This is a genomic window from Corynebacterium sp. LaCa54, from assembly GCF_046717495.1.
GTDB classification, from domain to species: Bacteria; Actinomycetota; Actinomycetes; order Mycobacteriales; family Mycobacteriaceae; genus Corynebacterium; species Corynebacterium kefirresidentii.
Map to the genome: position 1 here is coordinate 1,705,628 of NZ_CP177115.1, position 14,353 is coordinate 1,719,980.

Annotated in this window: 12 protein-coding genes, 1 tRNA gene and 2 pseudogenes; 9 read left to right on the forward strand and 6 right to left on the reverse strand. The window is 57.7% G+C overall.

What is annotated here, in order from left to right; genetic code table 11:
- Positions 1-323: 323 nt before the first annotated feature.
- Positions 324-1,118, reverse strand: a complete 795-nt coding sequence (locus ACLI1M_RS08290; RefSeq protein WP_023021124.1) for a serine hydrolase domain-containing protein — start codon at positions 1,116-1,118, stop codon at positions 324-326.
- A 156-nt stretch (positions 1,119-1,274) separates the two neighbouring features.
- Here ACLI1M_RS08290 and ACLI1M_RS08295 point away from each other — a divergent pair, with 156 nt between their 5' ends.
- Positions 1,275-2,966 carry an alkaline phosphatase D family protein gene (locus ACLI1M_RS08295; RefSeq protein ID WP_200288827.1) on the forward strand — a complete coding sequence of 564 codons (1,692 nt, stop codon included), beginning with the start codon at positions 1,275-1,277 and terminating at the stop codon, positions 2,964-2,966.
- A 147-nt stretch (positions 2,967-3,113) separates the two neighbouring features.
- Here the strand turns inward: ACLI1M_RS08295 and ACLI1M_RS08300 are convergent, their stop codons facing one another.
- Together ACLI1M_RS08300 and ACLI1M_RS08305 are read right to left on the reverse strand one after the other, a co-directional pair.
- Positions 3,114-4,202 (reverse strand): alkene reductase, encoded by a 1,089-nt coding sequence (locus ACLI1M_RS08300; RefSeq protein WP_248099845.1) that lies wholly within the window; start codon positions 4,200-4,202, stop codon positions 3,114-3,116.
- Between the two features lie 143 nt (positions 4,203-4,345).
- Entirely contained in the window at positions 4,346-5,953 is a 1,608-nt protein-coding gene (locus ACLI1M_RS08305; protein ID WP_248099843.1) for a mechanosensitive ion channel domain-containing protein, read from the reverse strand.
- Between the two features lie 147 nt (positions 5,954-6,100).
- Here ACLI1M_RS08305 and ACLI1M_RS08310 point away from each other — a divergent pair, with 147 nt between their 5' ends.
- Positions 6,101-6,397, forward strand: a complete 297-nt coding sequence (locus tag ACLI1M_RS08310; RefSeq protein WP_248099842.1) for a hypothetical protein — start codon at positions 6,101-6,103, stop codon at positions 6,395-6,397.
- A 256-nt stretch (positions 6,398-6,653) separates the two neighbouring features.
- Here the strand turns inward: ACLI1M_RS08310 and ACLI1M_RS08315 are convergent, their stop codons facing one another.
- Together ACLI1M_RS08315 and ACLI1M_RS08320 are read right to left on the reverse strand one after the other, a co-directional pair.
- Entirely contained in the window at positions 6,654-7,709 is a 1,056-nt protein-coding gene (locus tag ACLI1M_RS08315; protein ID WP_200288823.1) for a trimeric intracellular cation channel family protein, read from the reverse strand.
- Positions 7,710-7,815: 106 nt separating this feature from the next.
- Positions 7,816-7,889 (reverse strand) — tRNA-Ile (locus ACLI1M_RS08320).
- A 132-nt stretch (positions 7,890-8,021) separates the two neighbouring features.
- On the opposite strand from ACLI1M_RS08320, the gene ACLI1M_RS08325 reads away from it, so the two are divergent.
- The 3 genes and pseudogenes from ACLI1M_RS08325 to ACLI1M_RS08335 all read left to right on the forward strand — a co-directional run bounded on the left by ACLI1M_RS08325 (position 8,022) and on the right by ACLI1M_RS08335 (position 10,238).
- Positions 8,022-8,927: a DUF5067 domain-containing protein gene (locus ACLI1M_RS08325; protein WP_248099841.1), complete on the forward strand. Its 906-nt coding sequence runs from the start codon at positions 8,022-8,024 to the stop codon at positions 8,925-8,927.
- A 116-nt stretch (positions 8,928-9,043) separates the two neighbouring features.
- Positions 9,044-9,589, forward strand: a pseudogene (locus tag ACLI1M_RS08330) (PTS transporter subunit IIC); the annotation flags it as partial.
- Positions 9,590-9,626: 37 nt separating this feature from the next.
- On the forward strand, positions 9,627-10,238 hold the full coding sequence (locus tag ACLI1M_RS08335; RefSeq protein WP_248099840.1) for a hypothetical protein: 612 nt from the start codon (positions 9,627-9,629) through the stop codon (positions 10,236-10,238).
- A gap of 5 nt (positions 10,239-10,243) precedes the next feature.
- Here ACLI1M_RS08335 and ACLI1M_RS08340 read toward each other — a convergent pair whose 3' ends face one another.
- Entirely contained in the window at positions 10,244-10,726 is a 483-nt protein-coding gene (locus tag ACLI1M_RS08340; protein ID WP_248099839.1) for a MarR family winged helix-turn-helix transcriptional regulator, read from the reverse strand.
- A 100-nt stretch (positions 10,727-10,826) separates the two neighbouring features.
- Here ACLI1M_RS08340 and ACLI1M_RS08345 point away from each other — a divergent pair, with 100 nt between their 5' ends.
- From ACLI1M_RS08345 to ACLI1M_RS08360, 4 genes and pseudogenes are all read left to right on the forward strand, one after another.
- Complete coding sequence (locus ACLI1M_RS08345; protein ID WP_411706502.1) at positions 10,827-11,246, forward strand: organic hydroperoxide resistance protein; 420 nt, start codon at positions 10,827-10,829, stop codon at positions 11,244-11,246.
- A 54-nt stretch (positions 11,247-11,300) separates the two neighbouring features.
- Positions 11,301-11,720 carry an organic hydroperoxide resistance protein gene (locus ACLI1M_RS08350; protein ID WP_049358550.1) on the forward strand — a complete coding sequence of 140 codons (420 nt, stop codon included), beginning with the start codon at positions 11,301-11,303 and terminating at the stop codon, positions 11,718-11,720.
- 145 nt (positions 11,721-11,865) lie between these two features.
- Positions 11,866-13,059, forward strand: a pseudogene (locus ACLI1M_RS08355) (IS3 family transposase).
- A gap of 213 nt (positions 13,060-13,272) precedes the next feature.
- Entirely contained in the window at positions 13,273-14,316 is a 1,044-nt protein-coding gene (locus tag ACLI1M_RS08360; protein ID WP_200288815.1) for an ATP-grasp domain-containing protein, read from the forward strand.
- The last annotated feature ends 37 nt before the right edge of the window (positions 14,317-14,353 follow it).

Below are 14,353 nucleotides of genomic sequence, written 5' to 3' on the forward strand. Positions count from 1 at the left end.
ACCCCAGGTACAGACTGGGACTAAAGTTGTAGGTGAAACCAGTGTTATTAATGTGAAACTTGGCCTTTTCTGTGAACTCCCTAGGCTTGTTCTATATTCTCCACCAGACGGCCTGCTCATGGGCGCGAAAACCCTATTTGACTTACCTCCAACAGCGGCTAGTTACAGGCACGCCGCGATCCCAAGTTTTATGGCCCCTACCGCACAAAAATCCTCGATTTTCCCACCCTGCGGGGGAGCCTTCCACCGTGCCGCTTCCCCGATAAAAGGTTATAGACACGCGCTAGCGCACTGGAGGCGCTAGCTCCGCCGAGTCCGGACGCCTACAAGGCGTTCCAGATGGAGGTATTCGTATCGTGCCAGAGTGGCTTGCACCATTCGCCAAAGTCACGGTCCGTGAGCGCCACCATGGCATACTCGCCGGCCACCCAGAGGTAGGTGCCGGACATGCCAAAGTGACCGACGGCGTCGGCAGGCAGGGCGCCCATCCAGTGTTCTTTGTCGCCGTGGATTTCAAAACCAAGGCCCCAGGTACAATCTTTAAAATTGCCGTAGCCCGGGACAATGCCGCGCAGGCCACCAAAATGGACGCGGCGCATATCGGCCACGGTGGATGGGTGCAGCAGCTGCGGATCCTGGACTTCCGCAGCAAAGGCCGCCAAATCTTTCACCGTGGAGACCAAGCCGTGACCGGCCGAACCTTCGAGACGAGTGGAATCCATGCCCGACGGGGTAAGTACACCCTCGCGTAGGTACTCGGCAAAGTCCATGCCCGTGGCATCGGCCACGGTATCTGCGGCCCACTCATAACCGGCCGAGGAATAGATGCGGCGTTCGCCTACCGGCTTCTGCGGCTCTCGGGAGTCAAAGGAAATGCCAGAGGCGTGTGCAAGCAGGTGTTCCAGGGTCGAGCCCTCCGGACCGGCCGGCTGCCCCAATTCCACCGCGCCTTCTTCCACGGCAAGCATCACGCCATAGGCCGCAACCAGCTTGGTCACCGATGCCACTGGAAACTCGCGGGCGGTATCTCCTACCGTTTCTATGACCTCGCCGCGGTGCAGCAAAGCACCGGCCACCGTATCCGCGGGCCATTGGCTGATCTGGCTAAATTCACTCATGCCCTCCAGCCTACTGAGCCAAGCCCGCCCAAGGCCCGCACTCTAGGGCCGGGCGAGGGGCAAGGAAGTTAACCGCCAGTTAAGACAAAAAGAACTCTTTATGTAATTGGCCTAGGATCGCTTGCACAGGCGGCAAACATGACGAAGCTTTAAATCATGCCTAGTAATTCTCAGAATCAGTCCGCTTCTGCCCGCGGAAACGTCAATCGCCGCCGCTTCCTGCAAACCACCGGCACCGCCGGCGCCGCCATCGCTTTGTCCACCGCCGCCGCCAACTCTGCCAATGCCCAAAGCAGCCTCTCCCCGCGCGTGGAGCAGCACATGGTAGAGCCCCAACTGGGCGAGCGCCCCTTCCTCCACGGCGTTGCCTCGGGCGATCCTATTCCGGATTCGGTCATTTTGTGGACCCGCGTAACCCCGGATGCCGATGCCATGCCGGGATCCGGCCTGGGCGAGGCCACCCGGGTGGAGTGGGAAATTGCCAAGGATGAGGGGTTCGGGGACGTCGTCAAGCAGGGCGAAGTGACCACCGACGCCAACCAGGACCACACCGTGCACGTGGATCCGCACGGCCTAGAGCCGGAGACCGTGTACTTTTACCGCTTTAAGGCGCAGGATAAGTACTCGCCCATTGGCCGTACCAAGACCGCCCCGGCGCTGAGCGCCTCCCCAGAAGAGCTCACCTTCGGTGTGGCTAGCTGTGCAAACTGGGAGTCCGGCTTCTTTAACGCCTATGGCGATATTGCCCAGCGCGGCCGCGCCGACCAGCTGGATTATATGATCTTCTTGGGCGACTATATCTACGAATACCCGCAGCGCGAGTACGCCGGTAATGGCCCGGTGCGCCTGCACCACCCTGCGCACGAGATTATCTCGTTAGAGGATTACCGGATTCGCTTCGGCCGCTACCGCACCGATGAAAACCTGCAAGCCGCACACGGGGCACTGCCGTGGGTTGTGGTGTGGGATGACCACGAGGTGGCCAACGATAACTGGCGCGAGGGCGCCGAAAACCACACCGAGGGCAAGGAGGGCGCCTTCCTCGACCGCCGCAAGGCCGCAATGCAGGCCTACTTCGAGTGGATGCCGGTGCGCGCAACCAATCCTTCCGAGCAGGGCCACCTCTACCGCAGCCTGACTTTTGGTGACCTGGTGGAACTAACCATGATGGACCTGCGCACCTACCGCGATGAGCAGGTGCGCTTTGGCCCGCACAAGATGGCCGCAGAAGGCCGCACGATGCTCGGATCCGAGCAATATAATTGGCTGCTCAATAAGATTGAGACCTCTTCTGCGAAGTGGAATATGCTGGGCAATTCCGTCATGTTCTCCCCCATGAACCTGGCTACCCTGCAAAAGGATGACAAGACCAAGCCGGTTTCTTCCTCGCTGTCTTCCAATATCACCGGCATTCCGGTCAATGGCGACCAGTGGGATGGCTACTCTGCAGAGCGCCGCCTGCTTATCGACGCCCTTTCCAAGCACGATGCCCACACCCTCTTTGTCACCGGCGATATCCATTCCGAGTGGGCGCATAATATCAGCAAGGATGGCCGCATCTTTGGCGCCGAGCTGGTCTGCGCCTCCGTTTCTGCGCCCAATGTCAACGAGCAGCTCAAGCTGCCGGAAGGCAACGAGCTTTCCAAGCTTGCCGAGCGTTACCTGCTAGGTGCCAACCCGCACACCCGCCACGTGGACTTGGACCACCACGGCTATAGCTTTGTAACCGTGCGCCCGGATTCCGCAGAAATGCACTGGCTGCGTGTGGATAACCTGCTGTCCGCTAAGTCCCCGGTGCGCGAGGCTGTGACCATGACCTGGCGCCCAGGCAAGGGCTATACCAAGTAGTTGTAAGTTCTGTCACATGACAGGCACTTGGTGTTAACGAACGGGTAGTACACCTTCGATAGGCATAGTGAAAGACCCTCTCTGGGGAATTTCACTACCTATCACTCTGATGCCTCTCGGCCCCCCCTTTATGCCGCGGATTTTTCCCTAGTCCGCGGCATATTCATAATCAATGTAGCCACGCTCGCCGCCCAGGTAGAACGTATCCTGGTCCGGCTCGTTGAGCTCCAAGCCCTCACGCCAGCGGCGCACTAGGTCCGGGTTGGCGATGAGCTGGCGGCCCACCACTGCGGCATCCACGTAGTCCAGCTCGATTTCACGTTGCGCATCTTCCTTGGAAGTCACCGTGGGGAAGCCATCATTCATCAGCACCTTGGTCACGCCATTTGCGCGGGCCTTTTGCGCCAGCGTGGCGATAAGCTCGCTTTCCGGCTCGCCGTGTAGCAGCGACACATAAGCCAGGTTCAGCGGCGCCAGGGCATCGAGCAGTCCGCCGTAGGTGGCCAGCATGTCGTCCTGGTCATCCTCGATAACACCCTGCACATTGTGCGCCGGCGAGAACCGCACACCGACGCGGTCGGCACCGATTTCCTCCGCCACGGCGCGGATGACCATCTCCGGCAGGCGCCAGCGATTTTCCGGGCTGCCGCCGAATTCATCCTCGCGCTTATTGGACGAGGCCGCCATAAACTCGTGCAGCAGGTAGCCATTCGCGCCGTGGATTTCCACGCCGTCAACGCCGGCATCGATAGCCCGGCGCGCACCCTGGCGGAATTCCTCCACGATGCGCGGCAGCTCTTCCTTCTTCAGCTCCCGCGGGACCGGCGCATCCATTTTGCCGGAAAAGCCACGCACGGTTCCGCCCCAATCGAAGGAGCTCGGGGCCTCTGGATCTGCACCGTCAATCAGATCTGGGTGGCTGGTGCGGCCACCATGCATGATCTGCATGAACAAGGTGCCGCCGGCCTCGTGGACTCGGTCTGCTACCGCACGCCAGCCTTCTGCCTGCTCCTCGGTGGCAATGCCTGCCTGGCCTGGGAATGCGCGGTTGGTCCACGCCGGGAAGGTTCCCTCCGTGACAACCAGCCCGGCCGTGGCACGCTGCGAGTAGTACTTCTGGTGCAGCTCGGTAGGCACACCGCTTTCGCCTGCGCGCTGGCGGGTCAGCGCCGCCATGGTCACGCGATTATCTATCGTGTATCGGCCAAGTTCCAGAGGTTCAAATAGTGAAGTCATGCTAGGTGCAACGCGCAGCTAGCTCGCACTATTTCCCCTTTGCCACACAAGATCATTTCTGCACGTCAATAACAATGACATGAGCGTTTATGCCGACTTTGCCAACCACAATAGGAAGCAATGGTCGAAATGGGGGGCACATCCTACTGACGAGGCTCTGCCGGAATCTCTGTGCCTGCGCTACCGGCCGTTCCGGAAGCTTGGGCGCCGTCGCCGGCGTCACCTCCCGCAGTGGGCGCAGTGCCGGCGCCGGTCCCGGAATCTGTCCCCGCATTGCCTGCACCATTGGCAGCGCTCGGAGCCGGGGAGGCATTACCAGTAGCGCCTGTTCCCTGCCTGCCGCCGGCAGGCGTATCAGTCACGCCAGTGTCATTAGTGCCCTGTGGGTAGTCGGTTTCCGTGGGAGCGGCACTATCTTCCGTTGGTTCAGACTGTGTACCGGTCTCGGTGGTTGCTGGGGTGGGTTGGTTTGAGGGGGCGTCGGAAAGCTGTGAGGAGGAGGTTTCCTTGCCGCTATCGCGCCAGTGCTCGGGCGAGAGCCAGCCCGCGTCCGCATTTTCGGGATTGCTCGAGGCCAAGGCCAAGGCACCGACGACAAACAGCGCGAGGACAAGGCCCGTGGTGGAGGCGCGGACTCGGCCGCCGAATGTGGCGATCTTTTGGAACTTGCTATTGGCCTCCAAGCCACGCCAGATGCCCTGGGAGGGCTCTGGTTCTTGGTCGTCCGCATCAGACAGCGCGGGTTTTCCGGGGCCGTCACTAGCCGGGCCATCCACCTCAGCGTCCGCGGTGGCGGCACTGCGCTCCACCTTCGTCTCAGGGTGGGAGCCCTCCCCTGCGGTGGAAGCGTCTTTCACGGATTCTTGAGCCGCGGTATTTCCCTGCGGTGGGGTCAGCGGGCGCTGCAGTTCATCGAGATCGGCCACATTGTAGTGATCCCAGAACTCCGAGAGCAGCGCCGAGCGAATGGCGCGTTCCACCGCCCATTGGCGGGCCGGGTTAACGGTGACCAGTACGCGGTAGGTCACGTGCCACGATTGGCCGGCGGCCTGCGGGGCAACCAGCTGCGTGGCTGGCAGCACCTCGAGCTCGCCGTTGACATCCACGGCGATGGACGGCTCTTGGATGGCTTGCTCAGAAATGGTGCGCACTCGGCGGGTAATCTCTGGCAGGGTCTCTCCTTCTTGCACGGGTACGTCGAAGTTGACCACGGCGCGCGACCATTCCTGGGAATAGTTTGTTACCGCCCCGGCAGAACTATTGGGCACGGTGACGAGCTCGCCGGTGGGAGTGCGCACCTTGGTGGTGCGCAAAGTCAGCATCACCACGGTGCCTTCCACATCGGTTACGCCATCGAAGCTGACGTAATCGCCTACGCCAAATTGTTTTTCTGACAGGATGAAAAAGCCGGAGAGGAAATCCGCAATGATGGACTGGGCGCCAAAACCCACGGCGGCCGAAACTATCGTCGCCGGCACCGCCGCGCCTACCGCAGGAACACCGATATTGGTCAGCGCCGCCCAAATGATGAGGAAGTACGCGATGGCCTGCACGATGTAGACCAGCGCACCGGTCAGCGCCAGGCGCGCCTTGGTGGATTCTTCATCTTCATCGAGGCGGCGCTCTATGATGCGGATCGCCAGCCTGCCGATGCGTGGGATCAAAATGCCTATGAGCAGCAGCGCGATAAGCGGTAAGCCGTGGTCAACGAAGATGCTCCACAGCTCGTAGAAGTAATACTTCAGGTTCATGCCTCTACCGTAGGTGGCGGAGCTGAAAACTGGATGCCAGTTCACTGCCAGCCACCATGCAAACACTCCCCCCTCGCACAGCCCGTTTCCCCCTATGCCCTGCACAGACTCCGGCACCCGCCGCCTTGTTTAGCTACGGTATGGGGCATGAAGAAATCATTCCTTATTCCCTTCTTTTCCCTAGCCCTTTTTGCCACCGGTTGCGGCGGCAGCGACGAGACCGCCACCACCATTTCCACGGTGAAAGAAACCGTTACGGAAACGGCCAATGAAACGAGCTCTACAGAATCCAGCACCGAGGAAACATCCACAGAAGAAACGACCACCAAAGAAGCAACTACAGAGACCGCGCAGCACGCCGAACCGCAAACAGAAAATCAGGAAGCCGTGCAACCGGCTACCGAAAACCAGCCGCAGGCCGCAGGAAAACACCGCGCAGTATAAATGCGCGGACGGCACTTGGGTGGAGTTTGCCGCGTTGTGCAAGGAATCAAACGCTCAACCGCCAGTACAAGCGCCCAATGGGCCGAGCGCAGAGTGTCCTGCCTACCTGTGTGGCTATGGCAACGATGCCAACGGCAACCGGAATAAGAGCTCCGGAGAAATCCAAACCTAATATGGCTGCGAGCAAGGCTATATCACGGACCCGCAGGTTTGCGGCGCGGTTGGGCGCTAAGCCGCCGCACTAAAGAAACGCAGGCTAGTCGCGGGAGTCGTAGCGCTTCATGAGGCGATCAATGAGTTCATCCGTAAGCTTGTCATCTTCCAAAATGGCATCGAGGAGGCGCTGTGATTCCTCATGGGAGGACTGTTCCTCCTCGTTGTAGGAATCACCGGTGAGGTCCACGCCGAAGTCCGTGTCCTCGCCTTCAGCTACCACTGCGCTGAGCTGATCCACATCAGACTCGAAGGACTCCAGAAACTCGCTGGCCTCCGCAGCGGCTTCTTTGCGCCGCTTACCGGAGCGCACTTCCTTTTCAATGCGCCGCTGCAGCGCTGCCTCCATCTGGCGGTGGCGCCAAGAACGTAGGCGGTGCGGCTCTAGGCGACGCCCCACTGCACGGCTCTTATTTTCGGCTTTCTTGGCCAACACCTTAACCTGTGCGGCGGTGTCATTAATAGGTGCCCAATCCTGATAGGCCGGCACGCGCCACCCAGCCCAAATGCCTAGCAGCGCCAAGAAGATGGAGACCAACGGCCCAATAATCATGCCCACTGCCATCATGTCGAAATGGTGGCCTACCAGCACAATAATCGCACAAGCCACGGCCGGAATGACTGTTGGCTGGTTATCACCGAAGACGCTCGGCTCGCGCCCCATCACGATGTCACGAATCATCGATCCGCCCGTGGCGGTAAACACGCCCATCATGATGCATGGAATAAGCGGCAGGCCGTAGGTAATAGCCTTCACCGCGCCGGTAGCGGCCCAGAGGCCGGAAACGACGGCGTCGCCATGCGCCTGCAGATAATCCCAGGTCTTGCCTTTGAAGTAAACAAAGCGAGCAATCAGCGCGCCGGTAAAAGCCAAGTAGAGGTATTCCGGCTGGCTCATTGCCGCGACGGTGCCGCGGTTAATGAGCACGTCGCGCACCATGCCGCCGCCTAGCGACGAGAACATCGCAATGAAGAAAAAGCCGATGATATCGTAGCCGCGCTTGCGCGCCATAGTGCCACCGATAATTCCCATCAGCAGCACACCACTGATATCGGACCAGCGGTAGAGAGATTCAATGAGCGGATCTACTTCAACCATATAGTTATTAGACTTCACCGCCCGCCCTTGCGCAATCAGCACACCCATATGCGCAGATAAGCACAAGGAGGCGCCAGCACTGCTTGCCGACGCCTCCCTATCACCGTGGGGCCAGCGGGGCTCGAACCCGCGACCAACGGATTATGAGTCCGTAGCTCTAACCGACTGAGCTATAGCCCCACGCAGATTGCACGCCCACTTGGGCGACTCTCTGCCCTGAAAAGATTAGTCAAAGAGCGGCCAAAGACCAATTTGCCCCCTTCGCTATTGAGTATTTGTACGCTTCCTACCCCCTGCGGGTAGAAGTTAATTATGCGCAAACTACTCTCTTCTCTCATTCTCGTCTCTGCTCTCACGCTTACCTCCTGCTCGGATAGCGGTAGTGACAGCTCAAAGACGAGCGACTCCAGTAATTCCGCGTCCGATGCACAGGCCGATGCGAAGTCCGTAATTGGGACGTGGAAGCAAGAGGACAACGCTTCTGAAGATGGCTGGATGGAGGCCAGCATCACCGATGATGTCATCACCATCGAATGGGTCATGGACAACGGCGAAAATCGCATGATCTACTGGATTGGCACTTTTGACGCTCAAGCCGCCGCATCCGGTGAGACCGTTACTTCAAACCGCGATGCCGTTGCCACCGACTCTGAGTGGATGGCCGCTGGGTCCGACAAGAAAGATTTCTCTATCGATGACGACACCTTAACTTTCAAGGTGGCGTTTGAAGATGAGGAATTCACCACACATATGAAGAAGATGAAGGATGAACCGACAACCGTTAATGAGCTAAAGAGCACAGATTTCAGCCAAACCTTTAAAGATGGAGTCTTGGATGTTCCAGCCGCCAAGTTCGAAATTACCGATCACCGGGTTATTAAGCCCGGTGAGCCTGGCAATGAAATAGGTGAGAAGCCACTTCTCGTCTTTAACTATGACGTAACGAATAAAACGGATGAAACCCTAACCACCACCGACTTTGTCGTGTACTTCACCGCCTTCCAAGACAATGATCCGAATAAGGTAAACGAGCTCGAAGTCGGTGCCTATTTTGAGCCTGAAAATTCCGATACTCAGCTTGAAGAGATTAAAAAGGGAGGCACTGTCGCCGGAACAACGGCCTACGAGCTCGATGATCTAACTACGCCTGTGGACCTTGTTGCATCTAAGCCCTACAGCCAAGACGAGATCGGCCGCCAAACTTTCGAGCTTGATTAACTGTCCACGCACAACGGGCGTATATCTCGCGCTCTAGCTAATGGAAAAAGCGAAGCCCGCCGAGATACAAAGCCCAAAGTGAAATCGAGCCTATTTCTCCCTAACACAGGCTGTACTTGACGGACCTTGCCGTCCTTTCCGCTTGGCTTAACCCAGCCTTTGGCGTGGCTTTGATTCTGCCTGGTTTGGTGCCGCACTTCTTCACTGGCGGTGCGGCAGGCGTTTACGGCAATGCCACTGGCGGCCGACGTGGTGCCGCGCTCGGCGCCTTTGCCAATGGCCTCATCATCACCTTCCTGCCGGCATTCCTCCTCAGCGTCTTGGGTTCCTTCGGCTCTGCGAACACCACTTTCGGCGATGCCGATTTTGGCTGGCTCGGCCTGCTGCTGGGCTGGTCTATTCATGCCGACGGCGCACTGGGCCTCGTCTTCATCGCCCTTATCGCACTGGCTATTTTGGCTTTGGGCTGGGTATGCCAGCGCACGCTTGTCGACGCCCACTGGGACCCCACTCCCCACCGCCCTTCCCTCACCAGCAACGCCGATGCCGCCGCAACCAGCGGTGCAGCCGGCGCACCCACTTCCGCCGGCACAGCCACAAAGTACCCGAAGGTTCTGCCACCCGAAGGTGCGCCAGTTCCACCCGCTCGTATAGACCATTAGCCGCGCGCCACACCCCGAAGGGCGCTACAGTATCCCTATGCAACGCCCTTCCATTCTCCCTCTCGCGTCCGTGCTCCTCGCTACCGGTCTTGTGCTAAGCGCCTGCGGCTCCGGTTCAGACTCCAACTCTGATTCCACCCCAGCAGAAGAGCCAGCCTTCTCCACTGCGCAAGATAGCAACTCCCCGGCTGGTGAAAATGCAGAAGAAACCAGCCCGGAGAAGGAAACGAAGCAACGTCGCACCGAAACGGTCACCAAAAAGGCAGCCCCAGAGCAGCCCACACCACCGGCCGGCGGCAAACACAACATCCATGTAGGCCAGATTGGCGGCTACTGCGGTACATCTTCATCAGGCGATTCCATCGACGCCGGCGATGCGACTTCCTGCGAATTCGCCGCCGCGGTCTTTGATGCCGCGATGCAGGCCAGCTACACTCTGCGCTCCCCAGATCCCACGGTGACATCGGTATACCACGCGGATGTCTCCGCCAGCAGCCCGGTGACCAAACAACCCTATGACCTTGACTGCCGCATGGGCAGCGACCAGCGAGTTCTCACGTGCGAAAAGCCCGGAGACAAAACAGTTCGCGCCTCATTCGAAACCGCCGACAAAAGCATATGGTCCAGGCGCGTGGCCACGACGAACTAAGCCCCCTACCTCACAAAGTCTTCTTCGGACGGCCACGGTAGCTCCACGTCGACGGGAGTAGCGGCAAGGACATCGAGAGACTCTTTAAATTCCACTAGGTCGAGGCCCAACTTCTCATAAGCCTCGGCCATTGCTTCGGGGATGCACTCGGCGCGGGAGCGCAGGGCGTCACCATCAGCGGTGAGGCTAACGAGAGTGCGGCGCTCGTCGGCAGGATCGCGGCGCCGCTCCACGTACCCCTGCTTTTCCAGGCGCTTTAGCAGCGGGGTGAGCGTGCCACTATCCAGACCGAGGCGGGAATCAATGAATTTAAGTGGCACCGCGTCGTCGGCCTCCCACAGCACCAACATGACCAGGTATTGGGGGTAGGTCAGCCCCAGCTCATCGAGGAGTGGCCGATAGGAACGCACTACCGCCCTACTCGCACGGTAAATCGAGAAGCACAGCTGACTATCGAGAGAAAGGTAATCAGTGGGCGCGTCATTCATAGCCAAAAGTATAGACGTCAAGAAAACATTGCCCACAATTTAATTGTGTACAATCAAAATTAGATATTAAAACCGGATTGTAAAATCGAAAGGAGCAATCATGGACGCCATGTACACCACCGAGGCACTAGCCACCGGAGCAGGCCGCAATGGCCACGCCACCGTCAAGGACTCTGACCTCGACTTCGCCCTAGCCATCCCGAAGGAAATGGGCGGCAGCGGCGAAGGTACCAACCCAGAGCAGCTTTTTGCCGCCGGCTACGCCGCTTGCTTCCACTCCGCCCTGCAGGCCGTGGCCCGCAACCAGAAGGTCGAGTTGGGTGACTCTGCGGTGGGTGCACGAGTGGGCATCGGAAAGCAGGGCGAAGGCTTCCAGCTCGCAGTGGACCTGGAGGTTTCCATCCCAGCTCAAGACAAGGCCACAGCCCAGCAGCTTGCCGACGCCGCCCACCAGGTCTGCCCCTACTCCAATGCCACCCGGGGCAATATTGAGGTCACCGTCAACGTCGTCGAGGACTAGAATTCTTGCGTACAATCGGCGGACGTACAAAGACCCGATAGAAAAGGAGTCATTATGGACGCCGTATACACCACCGAAGCACTGTCCACCGGAGCAGGCCGCGACGGCCGCGCCGTAGTCAAGGATTCCGATCTGGACTTCACCATGACCGCCCCAAAGGAAATGGGCGGCAGCGGTGAGGGCGCTAACCCGGAGCAGCTTTTCGCTGCCGGTTACGCCGCCTGCTACCACTCCGCACTCAAGGCAGTGGCCAAGGACAAGGGTGTTGACGTGGAGAATTCCTCCGTCGGCGCCCGCGTTAAGCTGGGCAAGAACGACGAGGGCTTCTTCCTCGGCGTTGACCTCGAGGTCACCATCCCAGGCGTTGAGGACGCCAAGGCACAGGAGCTTGCCGACGCCGCCCACCAGATGTGCCCTTATTCCAAGGCCACCCGCGGCAACATCGAAGTCAACGTCGGTGTTGCACAGGACTAATTTCTAGTCCTCTTCCCCAACCCACACGGCGCCATCATGCGCGCCGCGTGGGTATTTTTATACGTTGTGCTCCGAACCTGACCCCTGTTTGGTAGACACCTGATATCCAGCCCGGTTGGGTTGGGAAGAAAGGTAATCTACCACCATGCCTAGGTATTCCGAACAGTTCAAACGTGATGCTGTGGCCCTCTACGAAAACAATGAGGACCTCTCACTTCACACGACTGCAGCAGAGCTAGGAATCAATCGCTCCTCACTTTATTCCTGGCTTAAGCAGTACGGCACTGGCAAACGTGCCCGCACGAAGACCATACGCGACAAGGCCCAGGAGACGACTGATTCTGAACGGATCCGCCAGCTAGAAAAAGAAGTCTCGAAGCTGCGCGAAGAACGCGACATCCTACGCAAGGCCGCGAAATATTTTGCCGAAGAGACACGCTGGTAATCCGCTTCCAGTTTGTCTATGACCACCGAACCGAGTACTCGGTTAAGCGGATGTGCCAGGTGTTAAAGCTCAATCGCTCCTCGTTCTACAAATGGGCCAACACTCGCGAAGAACGCAGGTTAAAGATGTGTTCTGATGCTCTTATTGGTGCACGAATCAAGACCATCTTCGATGATGAGCTCGGGCTTTATGGTGCAAAACGCATTGCTGCAAACCTCAACGACGATACGGACTTTCCTCCGATCAATCACAAGAAGGTCGCACGCATCATGAAATCCATGAGGCTGAAAGGCTTTACTAAGCGGCGTCGGTGTATCACCATCAGGCGCAAGCCTGGACGTCGAGTCATGCCAGATCTAGTAGGCCGCAGATTCACAGCTGACAGGCCGAATCACGTTTACGTAGGCGATATCACCTACCTGCCGTGTAAGGGCGGCAAGAACATGTATTTGGCCACAGTTATTGACACTTACTCGCGGAAACTTGCAGGTTATGCGCTCGCAGATCACATGCGGGTATCGCTGGTTATCGAAGCTTTATCTCATGCCAGGAAAGTCCGCGGAAGCCTTAAAGGGGCAATTTTCCATTCTGATCATGGCAGTGTGTACACCTCACAGGCTGTTAGGGACCACTGCGCCCAGCTTGGCGTGCGCGAATCCATGGGAGCAGTGGGAACGAGTGCCGATAATGCCCTGGCAGAATCATTTAACACCACCTTAAAGCGTGAAGTCCTGCGTGATCGGAAAGTCTTTGACAATCCCATCGTCTGCCGCCAAGAAGTCTTCCGATGGTGCATGCGCTACAACACCCGCAGACGGCACTACTGGTGCAACCTTCTAAGCTCCCGATGACTTCGAAGCGCTCACATCAGCTACACTGACCCAAGCAGCATAGCTAACCCCCGACGTGTCTACTTTCCGGGGGTCAGGCCCCATAGAAACCCCACCACATTAGAGACAGCATCTTATGAAAGTTCAAGGAACTGCCACTATTTACGTCGGACGTGTTGCGGTGATTTTGAAGGGGTCATCGATGGGGCGAACTAGTGAATAAGTTTTAGTGAGTTAGTCGGTACAAAAGCGAGAATCTTAAATGTACTATGCCTACGTGAGCTACGATCCTAGAAACCTAATTGCTTTGGTAAATGACGAAATTTTGAAACCAAAGCTGCCAATCAATACTTATGACCGGATTAAGTCCCGCACAAAACTTATGCTGGGCGAAGCGAGGTCCCGCGGCTGGGAGACCCAAAAAGTCAAAGACGGCACATGGATATTTTTGAATAACGGTAAAACGGTGGGAGGAACCGTTTATCACGGCCCATCTACCCAGAGCATGTTCGCTAGAAGGGTTTCCAACGACAAACAGGCCACAAAATTGACTCTTCAAGCCAATAACGTGCCGACGCCTAACGGCCAGAAGTTCAATTCAGCCACTAAAGCTGAGGCCCTCGAATATTTTAAGGCGCAAGATCGCCCTGTCGTAGTTAAGCCGAATGGCGGCACCCGAGGGCGCGGCGTGTCTCTCAATATCAAAGATACCGAGACCTTTGAAAAGGCTTGGTCTAAAGCAGCTGACAGCGGCTACGGCGATGAAATTGTAATCGAAGAATACTTCGCTGGTTTCGATATACGCGTCTTAGTCATCGGTGGCCGTGTACGCGTTGCTTGCTCTAGGCTAAACGCATTTGTAGTAGGTGACGGGAAGCATACGGTTCAAGAACTGGTGGATCTCGAGCTCCAACGCCGACTTGCCGATGCTTACCTAAAATCTACGGAGATAAACATAGATGAAGATTGGCTAGCCGAAAGCCCTTGGACACTCGAGCAAGTGCCCGAGCACGGCGAAGTAGTCGTTCTAAATCCAATATCCTCCGTAGGTGGCGGCGGCTTCACGCTTAATGTCATCGATAAAATTTCTCGTCAACACATCGCGGTTGCAGAGCGCGCTGCTCGGGCCTTCCCAGGGACGGGAACAGTGGGAGTAGACATTTTCACCTCTTCCTTGCAGCCTGACGCCGACATCACAGTTCTAGAGATCAATACGCAGCCTTTCTTCGACATCCACCACTATGTAAGCTACGGCGAGCCTGTTAATGCGGCTAGTTATATTGTCGACCAGATCGAGCGAACACAGCTGCTCTACTCTTAGGCACTAGTTAAGGCTCTAGGCGTTGCTGGGTCGGCGT